Origin of the sequence: Tepidiphilus olei (assembly GCF_006980705.1) — a bacterium.
GTDB classification, from domain to species: domain Bacteria; phylum Pseudomonadota; class Gammaproteobacteria; order Burkholderiales; family Rhodocyclaceae; genus Tepidiphilus; species Tepidiphilus olei.
Genome location: NZ_SBHO01000001.1, coordinates 350,322 through 371,650, shown reverse-complemented (window position 1 = coordinate 371,650; position 21,329 = coordinate 350,322). Strand labels below are relative to the sequence as shown.

General features: G+C 65.6%; 25 protein-coding genes and 1 other RNA gene. 11 read left to right on the top strand and 15 right to left on the bottom strand.

Going from position 1 to position 21,329, the window contains the following annotated elements; translation table 11 throughout:
* Positions 1 to 9: 9 nt before the first annotated feature.
* The 5 genes from EPD80_RS01880 to EPD80_RS01860 are packed head-to-tail and all read left to right on the top strand — an operon-like array spanning position 10 to position 3,796.
* Positions 10 to 576: a YqgE/AlgH family protein gene (locus EPD80_RS01880; RefSeq protein ID WP_142808961.1), complete on the top strand. Its 567-nt coding sequence runs from the start codon at positions 10 to 12 to the stop codon at positions 574 to 576.
* Positions 577 to 584: 8 nt separating this feature from the next.
* Positions 585 to 1,052, top strand: coding sequence for a Holliday junction resolvase RuvX (gene ruvX, locus EPD80_RS01875; RefSeq protein WP_142808959.1), 468 nt, complete (start codon positions 585 to 587; stop codon positions 1,050 to 1,052).
* Complete coding sequence (pyrR, locus tag EPD80_RS01870) at positions 1,049 to 1,573, top strand: bifunctional pyr operon transcriptional regulator/uracil phosphoribosyltransferase PyrR (protein WP_142808957.1); 525 nt, start codon at positions 1,049 to 1,051, stop codon at positions 1,571 to 1,573. The genes ruvX and pyrR overlap by 4 nt, the downstream gene beginning before the upstream one ends.
* Positions 1,551 to 2,522, top strand: a complete 972-nt coding sequence (locus EPD80_RS01865; RefSeq protein WP_142808954.1) for an aspartate carbamoyltransferase catalytic subunit — start codon at positions 1,551 to 1,553, stop codon at positions 2,520 to 2,522. The genes pyrR and EPD80_RS01865 overlap by 23 nt, the downstream gene beginning before the upstream one ends.
* Entirely contained in the window at positions 2,519 to 3,796 is a 1,278-nt protein-coding gene (locus EPD80_RS01860) for a dihydroorotase (protein ID WP_142808952.1), read from the top strand. Before EPD80_RS01865 ends, EPD80_RS01860 begins: the two co-directional genes overlap by 4 nt.
* Here EPD80_RS01860 and EPD80_RS01855 read toward each other — a convergent pair.
* The 4 genes from EPD80_RS01855 to EPD80_RS01840 are packed head-to-tail and all read right to left on the bottom strand — an operon-like array spanning position 3,783 to position 6,227.
* Positions 3,783 to 4,103: a DUF167 domain-containing protein gene (locus EPD80_RS01855; RefSeq protein WP_142808950.1), complete on the bottom strand. Its 321-nt coding sequence runs from the start codon at positions 4,101 to 4,103 to the stop codon at positions 3,783 to 3,785. The genes EPD80_RS01860 and EPD80_RS01855 overlap by 14 nt on opposite strands.
* Entirely contained in the window at positions 4,100 to 4,693 is a 594-nt protein-coding gene (locus EPD80_RS01850) for a YggT family protein (protein ID WP_142808948.1), read from the bottom strand. The genes EPD80_RS01855 and EPD80_RS01850 overlap by 4 nt, the downstream gene beginning before the upstream one ends.
* Positions 4,693 to 5,511 carry a pyrroline-5-carboxylate reductase gene (gene proC, locus EPD80_RS01845; protein WP_142808946.1) on the bottom strand — a complete coding sequence of 273 codons (819 nt, stop codon included), beginning with the start codon at positions 5,509 to 5,511 and terminating at the stop codon, positions 4,693 to 4,695. Before proC ends, EPD80_RS01850 begins: the two co-directional genes overlap by 1 nt.
* Entirely contained in the window at positions 5,508 to 6,227 is a 720-nt protein-coding gene (locus EPD80_RS01840) for a YggS family pyridoxal phosphate-dependent enzyme (RefSeq protein ID WP_142808944.1), read from the bottom strand. The genes proC and EPD80_RS01840 overlap by 4 nt, the downstream gene beginning before the upstream one ends.
* Positions 6,228 to 6,299: 72 nt before the next feature.
* On the opposite strand from EPD80_RS01840, the gene EPD80_RS01835 reads away from it, so the two are divergent.
* Entirely contained in the window at positions 6,300 to 7,340 is a 1,041-nt protein-coding gene (locus tag EPD80_RS01835) for a type IV pilus twitching motility protein PilT (RefSeq protein ID WP_142808942.1), read from the top strand.
* Between the two features lie 11 nt (positions 7,341 to 7,351).
* Entirely contained in the window at positions 7,352 to 8,485 is a 1,134-nt protein-coding gene (locus tag EPD80_RS01830) for a PilT/PilU family type 4a pilus ATPase (RefSeq protein ID WP_142808940.1), read from the top strand.
* Between the two features lie 156 nt (positions 8,486 to 8,641).
* On the opposite strand, the gene EPD80_RS01825 is transcribed toward EPD80_RS01830, so the two are convergent.
* Genes EPD80_RS01825 through EPD80_RS01815 form a run of 3 tightly spaced genes read right to left on the bottom strand, consistent with a single transcriptional unit; the run spans position 8,642 to position 11,166 of the window.
* Entirely contained in the window at positions 8,642 to 9,799 is a 1,158-nt protein-coding gene (locus EPD80_RS01825; protein ID WP_142804761.1) for a THUMP domain-containing class I SAM-dependent RNA methyltransferase, read from the bottom strand.
* Between the two features lie 9 nt (positions 9,800 to 9,808).
* Positions 9,809 to 10,219, bottom strand: coding sequence for a CopD family protein (locus EPD80_RS01820; RefSeq protein ID WP_142804762.1), 411 nt, complete (start codon positions 10,217 to 10,219; stop codon positions 9,809 to 9,811).
* Positions 10,220 to 10,275: 56 nt separating this feature from the next.
* On the bottom strand, positions 10,276 to 11,166 hold the full coding sequence (locus tag EPD80_RS01815; RefSeq protein ID WP_142808938.1) for an NAD-dependent epimerase/dehydratase family protein: 891 nt from the start codon (positions 11,164 to 11,166) through the stop codon (positions 10,276 to 10,278).
* A 47-nt stretch (positions 11,167 to 11,213) separates the two neighbouring features.
* On the opposite strand from EPD80_RS01815, the gene EPD80_RS01810 reads away from it, so the two are divergent.
* Positions 11,214 to 12,236, top strand: a complete 1,023-nt coding sequence (locus tag EPD80_RS01810) for a CDP-6-deoxy-delta-3,4-glucoseen reductase (RefSeq protein WP_142808936.1) — start codon at positions 11,214 to 11,216, stop codon at positions 12,234 to 12,236.
* Entirely contained in the window at positions 12,233 to 13,381 is a 1,149-nt protein-coding gene (locus EPD80_RS01805; protein ID WP_142808934.1) for an EAL and HDOD domain-containing protein, read from the top strand. Before EPD80_RS01810 ends, EPD80_RS01805 begins: the two co-directional genes overlap by 4 nt.
* A gap of 59 nt (positions 13,382 to 13,440) precedes the next feature.
* Here EPD80_RS01805 and EPD80_RS01800 read toward each other — a convergent pair whose 3' ends face one another.
* The 7 genes from EPD80_RS01800 to ilvD all read right to left on the bottom strand — a co-directional run bounded on the left by EPD80_RS01800 (position 13,441) and on the right by ilvD (position 18,278).
* Entirely contained in the window at positions 13,441 to 13,749 is a 309-nt protein-coding gene (locus EPD80_RS01800; protein WP_142804765.1) for a c-type cytochrome, read from the bottom strand.
* A 305-nt stretch (positions 13,750 to 14,054) separates the two neighbouring features.
* A complete protein-coding gene (gene queF / locus EPD80_RS01795; RefSeq protein ID WP_142804766.1) occupies positions 14,055 to 14,861 on the bottom strand; it encodes an NADPH-dependent 7-cyano-7-deazaguanine reductase QueF in 807 nt (268 codons plus the stop codon).
* 6 nt (positions 14,862 to 14,867) lie between these two features.
* Positions 14,868 to 15,680, bottom strand: a complete 813-nt coding sequence (locus EPD80_RS01790) for a sulfite exporter TauE/SafE family protein (RefSeq protein WP_185955386.1) — start codon at positions 15,678 to 15,680, stop codon at positions 14,868 to 14,870.
* A gap of 34 nt (positions 15,681 to 15,714) precedes the next feature.
* Positions 15,715 to 15,896: non-coding RNA, 6S RNA (gene ssrS, locus EPD80_RS11615), on the bottom strand.
* A gap of 23 nt (positions 15,897 to 15,919) precedes the next feature.
* Positions 15,920 to 16,222, bottom strand: coding sequence for a cell division protein ZapA (locus EPD80_RS01785; RefSeq protein WP_142804768.1), 303 nt, complete (start codon positions 16,220 to 16,222; stop codon positions 15,920 to 15,922).
* Positions 16,215 to 16,424, bottom strand: coding sequence for a hypothetical protein (locus tag EPD80_RS01780; protein ID WP_142808932.1), 210 nt, complete (start codon positions 16,422 to 16,424; stop codon positions 16,215 to 16,217). The genes EPD80_RS01785 and EPD80_RS01780 overlap by 8 nt, the downstream gene beginning before the upstream one ends.
* A 3-nt stretch (positions 16,425 to 16,427) precedes the next feature.
* Entirely contained in the window at positions 16,428 to 18,278 is a 1,851-nt protein-coding gene (gene ilvD / locus EPD80_RS01775; RefSeq protein ID WP_142808930.1) for a dihydroxy-acid dehydratase, read from the bottom strand.
* Between the two features lie 100 nt (positions 18,279 to 18,378).
* On the opposite strand from ilvD, the gene lgt reads away from it, so the two are divergent.
* Positions 18,379 to 19,194 carry a prolipoprotein diacylglyceryl transferase gene (lgt, locus tag EPD80_RS01770; protein WP_142808927.1) on the top strand — a complete coding sequence of 272 codons (816 nt, stop codon included), beginning with the start codon at positions 18,379 to 18,381 and terminating at the stop codon, positions 19,192 to 19,194.
* Between the two features lie 4 nt (positions 19,195 to 19,198).
* The gene (locus EPD80_RS01765; RefSeq protein WP_142808925.1) at positions 19,199 to 20,545 is read left to right on the top strand and encodes a malonyl-CoA decarboxylase; all 1,347 of its coding nucleotides are present in this window, start codon (positions 19,199 to 19,201) and stop codon (positions 20,543 to 20,545) included.
* A gap of 15 nt (positions 20,546 to 20,560) precedes the next feature.
* Here the strand turns inward: EPD80_RS01765 and EPD80_RS01760 are convergent, their stop codons facing one another.
* The gene (locus EPD80_RS01760; protein ID WP_142808923.1) at positions 20,561 to 21,268 is read right to left on the bottom strand and encodes a fumarylacetoacetate hydrolase family protein; all 708 of its coding nucleotides are present in this window, start codon (positions 21,266 to 21,268) and stop codon (positions 20,561 to 20,563) included.
* Positions 21,269 to 21,329: the final 61 nt, after the last annotated feature.

Here is a 21,329-nt window from a genome sequence, read left to right as displayed (position 1 = left end):
AATCCGCCCATGAAGAAAACCAGCATGAGCCTCAAACACCACTTTCTGATCGCCATGCCTGACATGGCCGATCCCAACTTTGCCCAGACGGTGGTCTACCTCGCCGAGCACTCCGACGAAGGGGCCATGGGCGTGATCATCAATCGTCCCACCGAAATCACGCTCGGCACGCTCTACGAACGCATCGACCTGCCTGCCCCCGCCCCTGATGTGGCCGTCCGACCGGTCTTCTTCGGCGGACCGGTGGCCACCGAGCGTGGTTTCGTCCTGCACCGCCCCGGCGGTTCATGGCACGGCACCACCGTCTTGCCCCATGGCCTAGCGCTCACCAGCTCACGCGACGTGCTGCAAGCGATCGGCGAAGGCAAAGACCCTCACGATTTCCTCGTCGTGCTGGGACACGCCGGCTGGGCACCCGGTCAGCTCGAGCAAGAGCTCGCGCAAAACGCCTGGCTCAGCGTCCCTGCCGATCCGGACTTGATCTTTGGCGTGGACCCGGCGCTACGCTATGAAGCCGCCCTCGCACTCTTGGGCGTTGCGCTGCACCACCTCGTCGTCCATTCCGGACACGGCTGATACCGCCCATGTCTTCGCCGATGATCCCGCACCGCGGAACCGTGCTCGCATTCGACTACGGCCTCGCACGTACAGGCATCGCCCAGGGCGAGCTCGAGACCCGGATTGCCATGCCACTCGCGGTGCTCGAATCCACCGATGAGTCGTTTTTCTTCTCTGCCATCGCATCGCTGCTCGCAGAATGGCATCCGGTGCTGCTCGTGGTTGGCCGTCCAGGTGAAAACCAGGAGCACGCATTTGGACTGCGCTGCGAGCGCTTCGCCCGCCGCCTGCACGGTCGTCACCGCCTACCCGTCGTGCTGGTCGACGAATCCCTCTCCTCGTGCCTCGCCGAACGCCAGCTCGTAGAAATCGGCCGACGCGACTGGCGACACCGCAAACCGGTACGCGATGCCCTCGCCGCGAGCGTCATCCTGCAAAGTTTCTTCGACGGTGCCCCCTGGCGCGACGCTCTCGCCTCCAAGGAGCCCGCATGAACCCGATACCCGAGGCAGAACGCCTTTACGCGACGCTGCGCGAACGGCTCACCCCCGACATCGACCACTTCGACGCGCTGGTGGGCATCCACTCCGGTGGAGCCTGGCTCGCCGAGCGGCTGCAGCGCGAGCTCGCTCCTGCCAAGGCGCTCGGCAGCATCGACGTCTCGTTTTACCGCGACGACCTCGCCCAACGGGGTCTGGGGCGCTCGCGCGTGCGCGCCTCCCACATCCCTTTCCCGGTGCAGGATGCGCGGATCCTGCTCGTCGATGACGTGCTCTACACGGGTCGCACGGTACGCGCGGCGATCAACGAGCTCTTCGACTACGGCCGCCCCGCGCGCGTGGAGCTCGCCGTGCTCGTCGACCGCGGCGAACGGGAGCTCCCCATCTGCGCGCGCTATGTAGCCCACACCCTACCCCAACCGCTACCCGCGGGCGAGCGCCTCGAACTCGCCCGCGACGAGGCGGGCCTCTTCACCCTCCGGACCCTGCGCGATGAGCCACCCACAACTCGATGAACATGGTCGCTTGCAGCATCTCCTGAGCCTCGACGGGCTGCCGCGCGAGGTGCTGCTCCAGATCCTCGACATGGCCGAGCCTTTTCTCGAAGTCACCGAGCGCGAAGTGAAGAAGGTGCCCTTGCTGCGCGGCAAGAGCGTCTTCAACCTCTTCTTCGAGAACTCCACCCGCACGCGTACCACCTTCGAAATCGCCGCCAAGCGGTTGTCGGCCGACGTCATCAACCTCAACGTCAGCACGAGCTCCACCACCAAGGGTGAGTCGCTACTCGACACCATCGACAACCTCTGCGCGATGAACGCCGACATGTTCGTCGTACGCCACGCGAGCAGCGGCGCGCCCTTCCTTATCGCCCGCCACCTGCGCGAGCGCGGCCTCGAGCACATCCACGTGGTCAATGCCGGCGACGGACGCTACGCCCACCCCACCCAGGGGCTGCTCGACATGTACACCATCCGGCACTACAAGAAGGATTTCTCCCGGCTGACGGTGGCCGTCGTCGGCGACGTGCTCCACTCGCGCGTGGCCCGCTCCGAGATCGCCGCACTCGCCACCCTGGGCGTGGGCGAGCTGCGCGTGATCGGCCCCAAGACGCTGCTGCCCGTAGGGCTCGAACAGTTCGGCGCCCGGGTCTTCCACGACCTGCGCCAGGGCTTGCGCGACGTCGACGTCGTCATGATGTTGCGACTCCAGAACGAGCGCATGAAAGGGGCATTGCTGCCATCGAAGGAAGAGTACCACCAACGCTTCGGGCTCACGCCCGAGAAACTCGCGCTCGCCAAGCCCGACGCCATCGTCATGCACCCTGGGCCGCTCAACCGCGGCATTGAGATCGACTCGTCGGTGGCCGACGGTCCCCAGTCGGTGATCCTGCCGCAAGTCACTTTCGGCATCGCCGTGCGCATGGCGGTGATGAGCCTGCTCGCCGGACAAGGAGCCCAAGCATGAGAGTGCGCATCCGCGGCGCCCGCCTCGTCGATCCCCGTCGCCGCCAAGAAGAGCTCGCCGATCTGCTGATCGCCGACGGACGCATTGTCGGCCGCGGCCCGGCCCCGGATTTCCACGCCGATCAGACGATCGAAGCCGAAGGGCTGGTCGTCTGCCCCGGCCTCATCGACACCTTCGCACGCTTGCGCGAGCCGGGATTCGAATATCGCGCCACGCTCGCCTCCGAGCTCAAAGCTGCCGTCGGCGGCGGCATCACCCGGGTGGTCACTCCGCCCGACACCGATCCCCCGCTCGACGAAGCCGGCCTCGTCGAGATGCTGCGTTTCCGCTCCGAAGCGCTGGGGCTCGCCCGCGTGCACCCGGTGGGCGCACTCACGCTGGGACTCAAAGGCGAGCGCCTCTCGGAGATGGCGCTTTTGTCCGAAGTCGGCTGCGTCGCCCTGGGTCAGGCCGACGTATCGATCGCCGACAGCCTGTCGCTCTTTCGCGCCTTCCAGTACGCCGCGACCTTCGATCTCCCCGTGTGGCTCACGGCCTCCGACCCCTGGCTCGCGGCAGCCGGCTGTGCGCACGACGGGGAAGTCGCCGCCCGCCTGGGCTTGCCGGGCATTCCCACCTGCACCGAGACGATCGCCTTGGCACGGCTCCTGGAACTCGCCCGCGCCACCGGCGTGCGTCTGCACGTGCAACACCTCTCGAGCGCCGCTTCGCTGCCGCTGCTCGCCCAGGCGAAAGCCTCGGGGCTGCCCGTGAGCGCCAGCGTCTCGGCGCTGCACCTTGCCTGCAGCGAACACGACATCGGCCACTTCGACACCAACGCACACGTGATCCCCCCCTTGCGCAGCCAAGTCGACCGTGCAGCGCTCGCTCAGGCCGTCGCCGAAGGACTGATCGACGTGATCGATTCGAACCACACTCCCGTCGACGACGACGCCAAGTCCGTGCCCTTTGCCGAGAGCGAACCCGGCGCGACCGGGCTGGAACTGCTGCTGCCGCTCACCCTCGCGTGGGCGCGCGAGCGCGGGCTCGACCTCGCTGCGGCGCTCGCTCCGATCACCGAACGCCCCGCCCGGCTCCTCGGTCTGGCAGACGCGGGGCATCTCGGAGAAGGCGCGGTGGCCGACCTCTGCCTCTTCGACCCCCAGGCCCGCTGGCAGGTCACGCCCGAGTCGCTCGCAAGCCTCGGGAAGAACACGCCGCTCTTGGGAAAAACGGTGCAGGGGCGCGTGGTCGCCACCCTGGTGGCCGGCCGACCGGTCTTCAGTCGCTGCTGAGAGCCGGCGAGGAAATCGCCACGAGCCGCGCCGCCACCGCCTGCGGATCCGGGGTGGCGATGCGCACGCGCTTGGTGCGGCTCGCTTCCCCCTGCAGGATCTCGATGGCCGAACGCGGCACGCCGCAGAATTCGGCCAGAAAGCGCACGAGCGCCTCGTTCGCCTTCCCTTCCACGGCAGGCGCGGCCACGCGCAGCTTCAGCGCGTCGCCATGGCGTCCCGCCCACTGGCTGCGTTTGGCGCCCGGCTGAACGTGCAGCCTCACCACCAAGGCCTCGCGCTCGAGGCGGATCGGCGCCTCGCTCATCCCATCCCGCCACCGAGCAACAGCCGCACCAGCAGGAATCGCATCTGCCCGCCGGCGATCGCCAGCACCTGCAGCAGCAACAAAAAGACCAGAGGGCTCAGATCGATGCCGCCGATGGTGGGCACGATTCGGCGTATGGGATAGAGCCAGGGCGCGACGATCGCTTCGGCCAGCGCCGCGGCCGGGGCATGGGGATTGACCCAACTCAAAACCGCCGCGAAGAGTACGGCAAAAAAGAGGAGATACCCCAGCACGTAGAACGTCTCGAGTAGCCCGCCCAGGACCACCAGGCCGACGAGGCCACCGAGCGGCAAGAGCGCGAGCTGCCCGAACACTGCCATTTTCAGCAGCACGAAGAGCGACTGCGTCGCCCAGGCCAGCCCCAGGCTCACCACGTCCCAGCGCATGCGCGGCCTCAAGGCGCGGCGCAGCGGCAACACCGCCCAGTCGGTGAGCGTAAGCACGAAACGGCCCAGCGACGTGTAAAAGGAAATACGCTGCGCCTGCATCAACACCCGCAGCCAGAGCACGGCGGTGAATGCCTGCGCGAGCGTGCCGAACACCAGGTCGAAAAGCTGCTGTCCCATCATCACGGCGCCTCGCCCAGTTGCCGGGCAAGCTCCCGGCTGCGCGCATGAGCGGCAAACACCGCCTCGCGGATGGCTTCGGCGAACCCGCGTTCATTCAAGCGCGCCAACGCCGCCTCCGTCGTCCCCCCCTTGGACGTCACGTTCTCACGCAGACGCGACAAAGGCTCCTCGCTCCCCTGAGCAAGCCGCACCGCCCCGGCGGCCGTGGTCTGCGCCAGGCGCCGGGCAGTGGTAGCATCGAACCCCAGCGCTTCGCCCGCCGCCTGCAAGGCTTCGAGAAAGGCGAAGACGTAGGCCGGACCGCTGCCTGAGAGCGCGGTGATCGCGTCGATTTTGCCTTCCTCTTCGACCCAGAGCACCTCACCCACCGCCGCCATGATGCGCTCGGCCTCCTCGCGCCCCAAGGGGTCGACGCTCGGGTCGGCATAGAGCCCCGTGACACCGGCTCCCACCAGGGCGGGCGTGTTGGGCATGGCGCGCACGAGCCGCCTATGGCCGCCGAGCCAGCGCCCGATCACGGCCAGCGGCAAGCCCGCGGCGATGCTCAGCACCAGGATCCGCCCCAGTCGGCCGGCGAGCGGAGCCACGGCCTCACGCAGATGTTGGGGCTTAACCGCCAACACGATCACGTCGGTCTCGAACCAGGCATCGTCGAGCACCGTCTGCGCCGCCACGCCGAAGCGCGCTTCCAGCGTCCGGCAGCGCACCGCGTCGGGATCCATGACCTGAACCCCGCGCGCACTCGCCACCTGGCGCGCCAACAAGCCGCCGATCAGGGCCTCGGCCATGCGGCCACCGCCAAGAAAACTGATTCTCATGGTTTCTTCCTCTCCCCGAAGATCGCCGTCCCCAGGCGCACGTGCGTCGCCCCCTCCTCGATGGCGAGGGCAAAATCACCCGACATGCCCATCGAGAGCACGTCGAGCTCGAGCCCCCTCGCACGCAGGTCATCCAAGCAACGGCGCAGCGTGCGAAAACGCGCACGCAAAAGCCGCTCATCGGAAGTCGGCTCCGGAATGCACATCAGACCGCGCAAACGCAGACCAGGCAGCGACGCCACCGCCTGCGCGAGCGCAGGCACCTCGGCCGGCGCCACGCCGGACTTGCTCGCTTCGCCGCTCACATTGACCTGCAGCAGCACCTGCAGCGGCCCCAATGCGGCCGGCCGCTGCGCCGCCAGCCGTTCGGCCACTTTCAACCGATCGAGGGAATGCACCCAGGCGAAGTGCTCGGCGATGGCGCGCGTCTTGTTGCTCTGGATCGGACCGATGAAATGCCATTCGAGCGGCAGATCCGCGAGCGCTTCGACCTTGGCCACGCCTTCCTGCACATAGTTCTCGCCGAATACCCTCTGCCCGCAGGCAAAAGCCGCACGTACGGCCTGCGGTGGCTGGGTCTTCGACACCGCCACGATCGTCACCGAGCCGGGAGGACGCCCGGCGCGCACCTCGGCCTCGGCCACGCGCGCACGCAACGCATCGAGCCGATGACACAAAAACTCCTCGCGATGCGGCGAATCCGCTACAATCGTCATTCCGAGGCCATACTCCGAGTCCAAGACCGCATCGAGTATAGCATCGCCGCCGTCCGCCTCCCAGGAGTCTGTATGGACATCACCGAACTGCTCGCCTTCTCCGTCAAGAACAAGGCCTCCGACCTCCACCTCTCCGCCGGCATGCCGCCAATGCTGCGCATCAACGGTGACATCCGGCGCATCAACCTGCCCACGCTCACCGATGCCGACGTCAAGGCGCTCGTCTACGACATCATGAACGATGCGCAGCGCAAGAACTTCGAGGAGCATCTGGAGGAGGATTTTTCCTTCGAAGTTCCCGGTGTCGCCCGCTTCCGCGTCAATGCGTTCATGCAGGACCGCGGCATGGGAGCGGCCTTTCGCACCATCCCGAGCAAAGTTCTCACCTTGGAGGATCTCTCCGCCCCCCCCGTGTTCAAGACCATCTGTGATCAACCCCGCGGCATCGTGCTCGTCACCGGTCCGACCGGCTCGGGGAAATCGACCACCTTGGCGGCGATGCTCGATTACATCAACACCCATCAACCGGTCCATATCCTCACCATCGAAGATCCCATCGAATTCGTCTACGAGCCGAAGAAAGCCCTCATCAACCAGCGCGAGGTACACCGCGACACCCATTCTTTCGAGAATGCGCTGCGCTCGGCGCTGCGCGAAGACCCGGACGTGATCCTGGTCGGCGAAATGCGTGACATCGAAACCATCCGGCTCGCGCTCACCGCGGCCGAGACCGGCCACCTCGTTTTCGCCACCTTGCACACCTCTTCGGCCGCCAAGACGATCGACCGGATCGTCGACGTCTTCCCCGCCACCGAGAAAGAGATGGTGCGATCAATGCTTTCCGAATCCCTGCGCGCCGTCATCTCGCAAGTGCTACTCAAGCGCAAGGACGGTACCGGCCGCGTGGCGGCACATGAAATCATGATCGCCAACGCCGCCATCCGCAACCTCATCCGCGAGAACAAGGTGGCCCAGATGTACTCCATCATCCAGACCAATCAGGCCATCGGCATGCAGACGCTGGATCAGTGCCTCATGGAGCTGGTGCGCCAGCAGGTGATCTCGGTCGACGACGCCCGGTCGGTGGCGCAGAACAAGGATCAGTTCCGCTAAGGACCGTCATCATGCAAAAAGACCAATCGCTGCGCTTCGTCAACGACTTGCTCAAGCTCGCCAAGCAGAAAAAGGCTTCCGACCTCTTCATCACCCCGGATTTCCCCCCGGCGCTGAAGATCGACGGCAAGGTCACGCCGCAAACGGCGCAGCCGCTGACCGCCGTCCATACCGCCGAGATCGCCCGTTCCTTGATGAACGACCGGCAGGCCGCCGAGTTCGAGGCGACCAAGGAATGCAACTTCGCCATCAATCCCACCGGGATCGGGCGCTTCCGCGTCAATGCCTATCTGGAAAAAGGCGCCGTGGCGCTGGTGCTGCGCGCCATCGCCGACCGGGTCCCCACCTTCGAGGAGCTGATGCTGCCCCCCATTCTCAAGGAAATCGCCATGCTCAAACGCGGCTTGGTGGTCTTCGTCGGCGGCACCGGCACCGGCAAGAGCACCTCGCTCGCGGCGCTCGTGGATTACCGCAACGAGAATTCCTTCGGCCACATCATCACCATCGAAGATCCGATCGAATTCGTACACACGCACAAGAACTGCATCGTGTCGCAACGGGAGATCGGCATCGACACCGAAAACTGGGAAATCGCCCTGAAGAACACCTTGCGCCAAGCGCCGGACGTCATCATGATGGGGGAAATCCGCGATCGCGAGACGATGGACTACGCTATCGCCTTCGCCGAAACCGGCCACCTCGCGCTCGCTACGCTGCACGCCAACAGCGCCAACCAGGCGCTCGATCGCATCATCAACTTCTTCCCCGAAGACCGGCGCCAGCAGTTGCTCATGGATCTCTCACTCAACCTGCGCGCCTTCGTGTCGCAGCGCCTGTTGCCACGCGCCGACGGCCCCGGCCGCATCCCGGCCGTAGAGATCATGCTCAACTCCCCGCTCATCGCCGATCTCATCTTCAAAGGGGAGGTGGGCGAGATCAAGGACGTGATGAAGCGCTCGCGCGAGCTGGGCATGCAGACCTTCGACCAGGCCCTCTTCGACCTCTACGAGGCGGGGCTCATCCGCTATGAAGACGCACTGCGCTATGCCGACTCGGTCAATGACCTGCGGCTGCAGATCAAACTCTACAGCAAACGGGAAGACAAACCCGACATTCGTCCGCCCGATGGCCTCGACGTCCTCTGAGGAAACGCTGAATAATTGGCTGCGCGGGCGAATCGCTGCGTTGCGCGGTGCTCGCTCCCTCGCCTATCTACTCGATATGTCTCGGTCGCTGCGCTCCGTGCGCCTTGCGCTTCATCCCACTCGCTCATTTCTTCAGCGTTTCCCTGAGGGCATGCCTCACGGCGGCGTACTGGCGCGCCGCCGCATCGGGCCAGCCACGAGGCGGTATTCCAAAAGGCGACACTCCAGCGCCCCGTTGAAGAGCGGCACGCGCCGGCTCGCCTTGAGCCCGATGCCGCGCGGCAATTCCGGATCGGCGGTAAGGATCCAGGCACGCCAGCCCGTCCAATGGCGCTTGAGGGCATCGCCCAGGCGCGGATACCACGCCGCCAGCCGCTGCGCCTCGTCGAGCCGCACGCCGTAGGGCGGATTGGCCACCAAAACGCCTTCCGGTGCCGGGGTAGCCAGCTCTGCCACATCGGCCACTTGCCAATGCACCGATTCTTCCAGTCCCGCCGCGGCGAGGTTCTCGCGCGCGGCCGCCACCATCGCCGCGTCGACGTCGGACCCCCATAACTTCAGCGGCGTATCATGGCGCAGCGCCTCGGCACGCCGGCGCAATGCCCGCCACTGCGTCGAATCGAAATTTTCCAGCTTTTCCAGGGCGAACCCCCGCGCGAGCCCCGGGGCGATGCCGCACGCGGCCATCGCCGCTTCGAGCAGAAAAGTCCCGCTGCCGCACATCGGGTCGACCAGCGGTTCGTCCGGCCGCCAGCCGGTGAGCATGAGGATCCCCGCCGCGAGATTTTCCTTCAAGGGCGCAGCGACCGTCGAGCGTTTGAAACCGCGGCGGTAGAGCGGCTCGCCGCTCAAGTCGAGATAGAGCCGCGCGCGCCGCTCTTGCAAGAAAACCCAGATGCGTACTTCCGGCGTGGCGGTATCGACACTGGGTCGCGTGCCCAGCTGCGCCCGGAAGCGGTCGCAGAGCGCATCCTTGACCCGCAGCGCTGCAAATTCGAGGCTACGCAAAGGCGAGCGCTGCGCGCGCACATCGACGCGGATCGTGCGCTCCACGGCGAAATACCGTGGCCAGGGAACGTCGCGGGCCAGGCGATAGAGTTCGTCCTCGTTGCGATAGACCCCTTCCCCCACCTGCCACAGTACGCGCGTAGCGATGCGGCTCGTCAGGTTCAGCCAGGCACCGAGCGTGAACTCACCGGCAAACCCCACCCCGGCAGAAGCCGGCTCGGGCCGCTCGACCCCCAAGCTCGCCAATTCCTGGGCGAGCACCCCCTCCAGACCACGCGGACAAGGGATGAAAAAGCGCTCGCTCACGCCGCCTCCTCAAAAAGGTTTCAACACGGCGAGGAACACCACCACCGTGAGCACCAGCACGGGAATCTCGTTGAAGACCCGGTACCAGCGATGAGTGTGCCGGTTGCGTCCTTCGGCAAAGGCACGCAGCAGGCGGCCGCACGCCAGGTGATAGACGACGAGAAAGACCACGAGCAGCGTCTTCGCATGCAACCAGCCGCCGGAAAAGCCGAAGCCGAACCACAGCCACAGACCGAAAGCGATCGCGAGCACCCCCAGCGGCGTCATGAAGCGGTAGAGCTTGCGCGCCATGACCAAGAGATGCGCCCGCACCGCCGGCTCCTCGACCATCGCCAGATTGACAAAGATGCGCGGCAAGTAGAAGAGCCCGGCGAACCAGCTCACGACGAAGATGATGTGCAGCGATTTGACGACCAGCATGGACTCATTCTCCTTTTGGGCACCTCGAATAACCTACTGTGCGACGGTTCTTCGCGCTACTCCTCCGTTTCACCATGGGCTGCGAGCGCCGCCAATACGCCCTCCACCGTCGGGTGACGCAGGCGCAGGCGCAATTCTCGCCGCAGCCGCTCGGAACGCAGACGGCGCGATTCTCGCATGAAGGAGGCCGTGGCGGGCGGCACTGCTGCCAGCGCTTCGGCCAAGGGTAGACGCGGCGGCGCCGGCAAGCCGAAGGTCGCGGCGAGCCGCTCGTAGAATGCGGCGAGGGTCAGCCCGCTTTCATCGACCACGTGATAGGCGCGCACGCTCGCCCCACGGAAGGTGGCAAACCACAGCGCACGGGCGAGATCGTCGGCGTGAATGTGGTTGGTCCACACCGGCTCACACGGCACCGGCCAGCCCCGGCGCAGCCGCTCCAGGGGCAAGCGATCCTTGGCGTAGATTCCCGGCGCACGCAGGATCGTCAGCCGCACGCCCCGGCGACGCGCAAACGCGCGCCAGCAGCGCTCGGCCGCAAGACGCCGTTTTCCCCGAGCGGTCTGCGGCCGCGGGGGATCGGATTCTCTCACCCAGGCGCCGCCGCGATCGCCGTAGATACCGCTCGTGCCGACATAGACCAGACGGCGAGGGCGCCTCCCGCCGCGGGCCAGCGCCGCCGCGAGGCGCCGCGAGCGGGGATCCTCCGTCCCCGCGGCCGGCGGCGGCGCGAGCATCCACACCCACGAGGCGAGCCCGGCGAGGCGACGCAGACTACGCCGGTCGTCGAGATCGGCGATCAGCACCTTCGCTCCCCTCTCACGCCAGGCCGTCGCCGCCTCGGGACGACGCACCAGTGCGATGACCGACACCCCCTTCGGCAAGAAACGCATCGCCCGCGCCGCCACGTCGCCCGCCCCAACCACCAGCAATCTCCTTGCCCGCTTCATGCTATCCTTTTGCGCTTTCTGCGTCACGCTGGATACGCAAGCCTATCATGAACGCCACCGTCCGCATCGTCGACCATCCCGGCGCCGACTTCCGCGTCGCACCGGATCAGACCGTGCTCGAAGCGGCGCTCGCCGCCGGCCTGCTGTTGCCCTACGGCTGCCGCGACGGCGCCTGCGGCGCCTGCCGTGCCCGACTCCTCGAAGGCAAGATCGAATATACCGGCCCCGTGGCCGCCTCGGCCCTCACCGAAGAGGAACGCGCCCAAGGCTGGTTTCTACCCTGCCGCGCCCGGGCGCTCACCGATCTCGTCATCGCCGTGCGCGAGCTGCGCCGTGCCGACGACGTCCCCGTGCACAAATTCCCCGCCCGGGTCGAACGTTTGGAGCGCGCCGCCGAAGACGTGATGATCCTCACGCTCAAACGGCCGGCGAGCCTGGATTTCCGTTTTCGCGCCGGCCAATACGTAGACGTGCTGCTGCCCGACGGGGCGCGGCGCAGCTTCTCGCTCGCCAACGCCCCGGAAGAGAACGATTTTCTCGAACTCCACGTCCGGCTCGTGCCCGGCGGGCGCTTCACCACGCACGTCTTCACGGCGATGAAGCCCAAGGAGGTGCTGCGACTCGAGGGGCCGCTCGGCAGTTTCTTCCTGCGAGAGGAAAGCGAAGCGCCGATCCTCTTTCTTGCCGGCGGCACGGGGTTTGCCCCGATCCAGTCGATGCTGCGGCACATGCACCATGCCGGAATTGCCCGCCCAACCACGCTTTACTGGGGTGCGCGCACGCGTTCCGGTCTCTATCGGCACGAATGGCTCGAGCGCTTCGCCGCCGAACATCCCTGGTTGCGCTACGTCCCGGTGCTCTCCGAACCCCTCGTGGAAGATCGCTGGGAAGGGCGCACCGAGCTCGTGCACCGCGCCGTGTTGCAAGACTTCCCGACGCTCTCGGGCCACGAGGTCTACGCCTGCGGCGCCCCGGCGATGATCGAGGCCGCGCGGCGCGACTTCCTCTCCCAAGGGCTGGACGTCGATGCCTTCCACAGTGACGCATTCACTTTTGCGAATCCATCATGACTGTTCTCGACACCGTTCTCACCCGAGAGCCCGTGGTCAACCTCAGGCAGGCGATCACCGCCAATCGCCTGCTGCTGCACGCTTCGAGCACGGAATCCGCACTGGAATCACTGCGTCGCCTACGACCGTTTTGGCCATCTGCCCACACGGTGTTTCTTTCTTTCGGCCGACTCGTTCCCGGGCCAGAGCTCCTGACATGGGATTGGCCGGAAGGGACTTTCCTGGAAATCCCCTCGCCTGCCCTGTCCCACCCCAAAGTTCAAGCCCTCTTGCCCCTGGCCGCAGAAAAAAAATTACCTCTTTGCCTCGGCTGGTACGATGGCACGAGCCCCGTGCCACCCCTTGGGAACTGGCGTTTTACACTCGTGGATCTGCGCCTCAGCCCCGTACCGGGCAAAGCGCCCGGCATCGCCCTCGCGTGGGGGCTGACCGACCCCACCCACTTCGAAGAAACCATCGCGAAAGGGTTTTCCGGCGTCTGCGGCTGGTTCTTCCTGCGCAGACCGGATCTCACCACAGAAAAACGGGGAGTATCCCCATCCTACGGCATCGTCCTCCAACTCATCCAAAAGCTGAAAGAAGACGCCGACATAGGCGAGATCGAAGATTTACTGAAACACGACGTTGCACTCAGCTATCGACTGCTGCGCTACATCAATTCCGCAGGAATGGGTCTGCTGTGTGAGATCACCTCGTTCCGCCATGCCGTGCAGATTCTCGGCTACGGTAACCTGCTACGATGGCTCACGCTCTTGTTGCTCCACGCTTCACCACACCCCTCACAACAGACTCTCGTGCAGACTTCGATCGCCCGAGGGCGCCTCATGGAAGAGATCGGAAAAGCCTTTCTGGCAGAGGAATACTCCGACCAGCTCTTTCTCTGTGGCGCCTGTTCCCTCCTGGACGTCCTTCTCGGCATACCAATGGAAAAGCTCTTGGGCGAGATCGCGCTGAGCGAGTCGATCTGCGAGACCCTCCTAACAGGGCGAGGGGAGCTAGCCCCTTTCCTGGAGCTCGCCAAAGCGTGTGAAAGTGCCGACCCTGCCTCGTTACGCCATCACGCAGAAAAATTGAGTTTGAGCACCGACACCTTGAATCGGGCACATATCATCGCACTGGAATACGCGGATCGACTCAACGGGTGAGTGTGCTGACCGCCTGAAAAGCCGCGGCCTCTCTTTCGATGGGCCGCGGCTGACTCGACTCACTTCAAGGTCAGGATCCAACGGACGATCTTTTCGATGTCCGCATCGGCCACTTGTGGATTGGGCGGCATCGGCACGGGACCCCACACGCCCACACCGCCCTTCTTCACTTTTTCGACGAGTTTGGGCACGTCGGCTTCGGTGTATTTCTGGGCCACGTCTTTGTACGACGGGCCGACCAGTTTCTTGTCGACGGCATGGCATGCAGCGCAGCCCTTGGTTTTCATCAGCGTTTCGCCTTCCGTGGCAGCGAGCGCCGGCCCAGCCAAGAACAGCGCCGCAGCGCCGACCCAAAGTGCCTTGTACATCGTTTCTCTCCTTTGTATCACCGAAAATGGAGCGAAGCGCCCAGCGAGGTGCGCTGCTAGGGCCTTCGTCACTCGAACCGCGGCACAGCCCGCGGCGCGAGGCGCTATGTTAACCCAAACTGAACCTTCGAACATCCATCACCTTAGCCCGAAACACGATGAACGCAAGCGTTTTTTACCGAAGGAAACACAATAGCGTAGGCTGCCGCCCCCGCTGCGAGCGGGCGCAAAGCACGGCACACCGAGCGCCGGAGAGCGCCCCCTACAGCTTCGCTTCGCGGCCAATCGTTCGTTCAATCCATCGATCATTGCCGGATCTCTTCGGGCACCGTGGATGGCAGCAAACCGACGCGCGAGGCGCGCACCGGCGAAATGTCCAATCCCCCGCGACGGGTGTAACAAGCGAACACCAGCAGCTCCTGCATCCCCAGGCGCCACAGGTCGCGGTAGATGCGCTCGACGCACTGCTCGTGGAATTCCTGCTGTTCGCGAAAGGAAACGACGTAGCGCAGGAATGAAGCCGGATCGATCACTGGCCCCAGGGCGTGTACGACGACACAGCCCCAATCGGGTTGCCCGGTCACGGGACAGTTCGACTTCAGCAAATGGCTCACGAGCCGCTGCTCGCTCGGTGTGTTTTCGACGACGCGCAACAGCGTGGGATCATAGCGGTAGGTCTCGATTTCCACCGGCAGATCGTCGACGCAATACCCCTCGGGATAGCCCGGCGCGCGCCGCGGCCGGGTCGACAGCGGTACGATCGCCACCTCCACCGACGCCCCGGCTGCCTGCGACAGATCGGCCCGGATCGTGGCCGCGACCGCCTCGACCTCGGCGAAACGCGTGCCACCCAAGCCATTGAGGTAGAGCTTCAGGGACTTGGATTCGATGAGACAGGGCGAATCGCAAGGCACGCGCAAGCGCCCCAGCGCCGCTACCGGCTTGCCGCGCCCGTCGAGCCAGGAGAGCTCATAGGCATGCCACTCGTCGAAACCGACGAAAGGCGGCGGGTCGAGGTCGCGGCGAGTCTGCGCACGCGCGATCGGCGTGAGCACGCCGGGGTCGTAGGACGCAGGAACCGCCACTTGGCGGCCGAGCCACAATTCGTTCATGGGCGATCATCCAAAGAGAGCATGCAGCATCTTCGCGAGCAGCGCGAGCAACACCAAGGCGAAGATGCGCTTGAGCGTGCGCACCGGCAGACGATGGGCGAGCGTCGCCCCCAGCGGGGCGGTGAAATAGCTCACGGCGCTCACCCCGATCACCGCCGGCAGATAAACGTAGCCCAGCGAATAGGATGGCAAGCCCGGATGCCCCCAACCCATGACGAGGTAAGCGACCGTACCCGCGAGCGCAATCGGCAGCCCCAGAGCGGCGGACGTACCGATGGCGCGATGCGCCGGCACGTTACACCAGGTGAGGAAGGGGACGGTGAGCGAACCGCCGCCGATCGCCACCAGCGCCGACACCGCCCCGATCACGGCGCCGGCCGTCGCCAGCCCCCAGGGGCCGGGCAACTGCCGCGAGGGCTTGGGCTTGATGTCGAGCAACATCTGCACGCAGACGTAGGCGATGAAACAGGCGAAGAAGATCGCCAAAGGCCGCGAAGGCAAAGCAGCAGCGATGAACGAGGCGAGGAAAATGCCGACGAGCACGCCCGGCCCCATGGCCACCACCACCCCCCACTCCACCGCCCCGCGCGCATGGTGCGCCCGGGAGCTGCTCACCGAAGTGAGCACGATACTCGCCATGGACGTTCCGAGCGCCAGATGCACCACGTTTTCAGCGGGAAACCCTTGAACGGTATAGAGTGAAGTGAGGATTGGCACCATGATCGCCCCGCCGCCCACGCCGAGCAAACCGGCGAAGAGGCCGACCACGACACCGAGCAGCGGATAGGCCAGCCACCATGCATCCATCGCTTGCCCCATGAAAAAACCCGGACTGAGCCGGGTTTGAAGAAGGAGATCCCCCGCGAGCGCCGATCGGGCCGATGCTCCTGAACCCGAGGTTCAGGTTGGTCGCTTTCCTTCCGCCTCAGGCACACCCGCAAAGGGCGCGCACACTGGCGGTTTCTCTGGGCCGCGACCCATCGTCACGATATTGGTTCTAGGATCGTACGACCCTCCCGAACGCCGCAGGGGAAACCTGAGGGCGACGGCTCCATCTTCTACAAGGGGCGATCGTATTGACTCAGCACCCCATCGAGCCGCGCGCCGATGAGCTCAATTCTACGCTTGAATCGCGTGATGTCAAACCCTCCCTGCTGCTGCAACTTGACCAGGTCGAGCGCCACTTCCAGCGCCGTCCATAGCACCAGCTTCTCGCCGCTCAGACCCGAGCGTTTCGCCAGAGCGGTGATGCGCTCGTCGAGCAAAGCCGCGGCCTGGGCGAGTGAGTCCGCCTCGCCCGCTTCACACTCCAGGCGATAGGTGCGCCCCATGAGGGTCACATCGACGTGCGTTTCAGACATCGCTCACCTCCTCCGGTTCGAGCAGAGTCACGGCACGCTCGATGCCGCGAATCGCCTGTGCGAGCTTGCCCTCGAGGATGCGCTTGTCGGCCTCGAGCTGCGCCACCTGGCGCTCCAGCCGCTGGTTGTGTGCGCTCAGACGCTCGACGAGTTGCGCGAGCCGCTCGGCCTGGCGTTCGAGATGCGCGAGTTCCGTCTCCATCGCTTACCTCCGCAGTTGCCCGAGATCGCGCACCGCCCCGGTATCGGCGCTGGTGGTGAGCGCCGCGTAGGCCTGCAGGGCCACCGAGACCTGGCGCTGGCGCGACGCTGGACGCCAGGCCGCCTCTCCTCTGGCCTCCATCGCCGCCCGCCGGCGCGCGAGCTCTTCCTCCGAGACCGCCAGATGGATGCGCCGCTGCGGAATGTCGATCTCGATCGTGTCGCCCTCTTCGATGAGCGCGATCGTGCCACCGCAGGCGGCTTCCGGCGAGACGTGCCCGATGGAGAGGCCCGAGGTTCCACCGGAGAAACGCCCGTCGGTGAGGAGCGCACAGGATTTCCCCAAGCCTTTGGATTTCAGATAACTCGTGGGATAGAGCATCTCCTGCATCCCCGGCCCCCCTTTGGGCCCTTCGTAGCGCACCACCACCACGTCGCCGGGCTGGATCCGGTCACCGAGGATGGCCGCGACGGTTTCCTCTTGACTCTCGAAAACCCGGGCGCGCCCGCGGAAGACCCAGATCGACTCGTCCACGCCTGCCGTCTTGACGATGCAGCCCTTGGGCGCGAGATTGCCGTAGAGCACCGCCAGCCCGCCGTCCTGGGAAAAGGCGTTGGCCTGGTCGCGAATCACCCCGGCGGTGCGATCCATGTCGAGCGAGGGATAACGCCGCTCTTGCGAAAAGGGACGCTGGGTCGGCACGCCGCCGGGAGCGGCGCGATAGAACTCGAAGACGTCGAGCACCGCAGTCTGCATCACGTCCCAGTGCGCCAGCGCCGCCTTGAGTGTGTGGCTATACACCGTCGGCACCTCGTCGTGCAGCAATCCGGCACGCTGCAGCTCGCCCAGAATGCCCATCACACCGCCGGCGCGATGCACGTCCTCGACATGGACCGTGCTCACTGCCGGGGCCACCTTGCACAGACAGGGCACCTGGCGCGAGATGCGGTCGATGTCGGCCATGGTGAAGGGCACTCCGGCCTCGTGCGCCGCGGCGAGGAGGTGCAGCACGGTATTGGTCGACCCGCCCATGGCGACGTCGAGCGACATGGCGTTTTCGAACGCGGCCAGGGTGGCGATGCGCCGCGGCAAGACGGATTCGTCACCTTGCTCGTAATAGCGCTTGGTCAGCTCGACGATGAGCCGCCCGGCGCGGCGGAAAAGCCCTTCGCGGTCGCGGTGCGTGGCCACGAGCGTGCCGTTGCCCGGCAGCGCTAGCCCCAATGCCTCCGTTAGGCAGTTCATCGAGTTGGCGGTAAACATCCCAGAGCAGGAACCGCAGGTAGGGCAGGCCGAACGCTCGACGAGCGCGACTTCCTCGTCGCTCGCGTTGGGGTCGGCCGCTTTCACCATGGCGTCGACCAGATCGAGCGAGAGGTCCTGATCCTTCCATCGCACCTTGCCGGCTTCCATCGGACCACCGGAGACGAAGACGACCGGGATATTGAGCCGCAAGGCGGCCATGAGCATGCCCGGGGTGATCTTGTCGCAGTTGGAGATGCATACCAGCGCATCGGCGCAGTGCGCATTGACCATGTATTCGACCGAGTCGGCGATGATTTCGCGCGAGGGCAGGGAATAGAGCATGCCCTGGTGCCCCATGGCGATGCCGTCGTCGATGGCGATGGTGTGAAACTCTCTGGCCACGCCTCCCGCCTTTTCGATCTCCTCGGCCACGAGGCGGCCGAGATCGCGCAGGTGCACGTGCCCGGGCACGAAGTCGGTGAAACTGTTGGCGATCGCGATGATCGGCTTGCCGAAATCCTCTTCCTTCATGCCGGTGGCGCGCCACAGGGCGCGGGCACCGGCCATGTTACGACCGTGGGTACTGGTGCGGGATCGATACTGCGGCATGGACTGTATCCTCGAACGTCGGCTGCGATGCCCGTTATTCTAGTCCCGAACCGGCCTTGGGCTACAATGAACTCTCGGTCCATACAGTGGTCTGGGATCCATGCTCGTGCATCCGCAGTTCGACCCCGTCGCCTTCTCGCTCGGCCCCTTGTCGGTACGCTGGTACGGCCTCATGTACCTCGCCGGCTTTCTCGCCTTCCTGTGGCTCGCGCCACGCCATGCACAGCGCATGGGCGATGTGCGATGGACGCGGGAGCGTCTCGACGCGCTGCTCTTCTACGGCGTACTCGGCGTAGTGCTCGGGGGGCGGCTGGGCGAAGTGCTCTTCTACCAGCCGCAATACTATTTCGCCCATCCGCTCGAAATCTTCGCCATCTGGCGTGGCGGCATGAGTTTCCACGGGGGGCTCGTCGGCGCCATCGTCGCCATGTTGCTCTTTGCACGACGTGAGGGTATGGGGTTTTGGCAGGTAGCCGACTTCGTCGCCCCGCTCGTGCCGCCCGGCCTGGGATTCGGGCGGCTGGGCAATTTCATCAACGGCGAGCTCTGGGGCCGTCCGGCCCCCGAGTCCCTGCCCTGGGCGATGATCTATCCCCAAGTCGATACCCTGCCGCGCCATCCATCGCAGCTCTATGAGGCGCTCGGCGAAGGTCTGTTGCTCTTCGTGCTGCTGTGGTGGTATGCCGGTCGCCCACGCCCCAAGGGGCGGGTCGCAGCGGTCTTTCTCATGGGCTACGGTGCCATCCGCTTCGTCTGTGAGTGTTTCCGTACGCCCGACCCGGGCATCCTCTCCTGGCTCACCCCGGCGCTGAGCACGGCGCAGTGGCTCTCACTGGCGATGCTATTGGCTGGCGCCGTTCTGTACCTGTACGCACGCCAACGACCCGATTCTTCCTTCTCTTCGACGCAAGGATGAACGAATGAGCAACGACCTTCTGAGCAAAGGCTTGTCCCTGGTGCGCGCTTGGTTCGAACCGCCGCCCGAGAAAGTGCTCGAGCGCATCCGCGACGAGCTGCGCGAATGTGCCGATCTCATCGGTGGCGAGGTGAGCGCACGCCAGCGTGCCGCCAAGCTCGCCAAGACGTATACCGAGCTCGATGAAAACGGCCGGCGGGCATTCCTGCGCATCCTGCTCACCGAATTCGGCCCCGAACCCGAGCGCATCGACGATGCCTATGAAACCTACCGCAGCGCGCGCGGCAGCGATGCGCAATGGCAAGCGGAAGCGGCGCTGCGCGAGAGCCTGCGCACCCCCCGCAGCCGTATCCTCACCCAGTTCTCCGCTTCGGATGCGGGCGTGCATTTCCTCGTCGACCTGCGCGCCGAGCTGCTCGACTTTCTGCGCGACGATCCCCTGCTCTCCCCGCTCGATTTGGAACTGCAGGGGTTGCTCGCCTCGTGGTTCGACGTGGCGCTCCTTGAGCTGCAGCGCATCACCTGGCACAGCCCGGCCGACGTGCTCGAGCGCCTGGTGCAATACGAAGCGGTGCACGAGATCAAATCCTGGGAAGATCTGAAGAACCGGCTCGATTCCGACCGGCGCTGCTACGCGTTTTTCCATCCGCGCATGCCTTCGGTGCCCCTCATCTTCGTCGAGGTCGCGCTGACCGAAGGGTTGGCGGGCGACGTGCAGCAGCTGCTCGACGTCTCGGCGCCCCTCTTTGCCTCCGAGCGTGCCGACACGGCCATTTTCTACTCCATCAGCAATACGCAGAAAGGGCTGCGCGGCATCTCTTTCGGCCATTTTCTGCTCAAGCGGGTGATCGACGACCTGCGCCGCGATTTCCCTAAACTCGAGTGCTTTGCCACGCTCTCCCCCATGCCGGGGCTGGTACGCTGGTACCGGGCACACCCGGAAGCGCTCGCGCAAGCCTTCACCGCTTCCGACTGGCGCCGGCTACGCGCCGCCAGCGCCCCCGAGGGAACGGAGCTCCTGCAGCAGCTCCTCGAAACGCCGGAAATCGCCGGCACCGAAGCATGGCGCGAGGCGCTTGCCGCGCCGCTGCTGCGCGCCGCGGCGCGCTATCTGCTCGCTACGGAGAACGATCGCGCCCTCGACCCGGTGGCGCGATTCCATCTGGGCAACGGCGCGCGCATCGAGCGGCTCAACTGGCCCGCCGACACCTCGCCCAAAGGCTGGCGCCAATCCTGGGCGATCATGGTCAATTATCGCTACGAACCCGACAAACTGCAGGATCGCATCGACGCCTACGAGCGCGACGGCATCATCGAAGCGACCTCCGCGGTACGGCGCCTCGCGCGTTGAGACGGGATCGCCAGACTACGCATCCTCGCCCACCAGAAAGGCGAGCTCGCCCACGCCCTCCATCCAGGCGCGGACGCGCTCGCCCGGTCGCACGGGGCCGACGCCGGCGGGCGTTCCCGTGAGGATCAGATCACCCGCCGCGAGCCGCCAATAACGCGAGATCTCGGCGATGACCGCAGGTACGTCGTAGATCATCTGTGCGAGATCGCCGCGCTGACGTGGCGTCCCATCGATCTCCAGGCCGATCTCACCACGGCGCAGCACTTCCCCCGCTTTCGGCAGGATCGTGGAAATCGGCAGCGAGGCGTCGAACCCCTTGGCCACGTCCCAAGGCCGACCTTTGGCTTTCGCCTCCGCCTGCAGGTCACGCCGCGTCATGTCGAGCCCCACGGCATAGCCGTAGATCGCCTCTGCCGCCTCCTCGAAGGAGAGTTCCCGGCCTCCGGCGCGCAGCGCCACCACCAGTTCGACCTCGTGGTGCACCTCGTGGGTGGCCGGCGGATAGGGCCAGCGCGCGTCGGCATCGCCGGGGTGCCAGACGGCATCGGCCGGTTTCATGAAGAAGAACGGCGACTCGCGACTCGGATCACCCCCCATCTCGCGCGCGTGTTCGGCGTAATTGCGCCCCACGCAGAAGATGCGGCGCACGGGGAAGAGCCCCCCGCAGCCCACCGGAACCACCGGCCGGGAAGGAACGGGGATCACGAATTCTTCAGGGGACATGCTCGACTCCTCGTCTTGAACGTTCAGCGCGATTCTACGCTGCCTTGACGCCGGTTAAAAA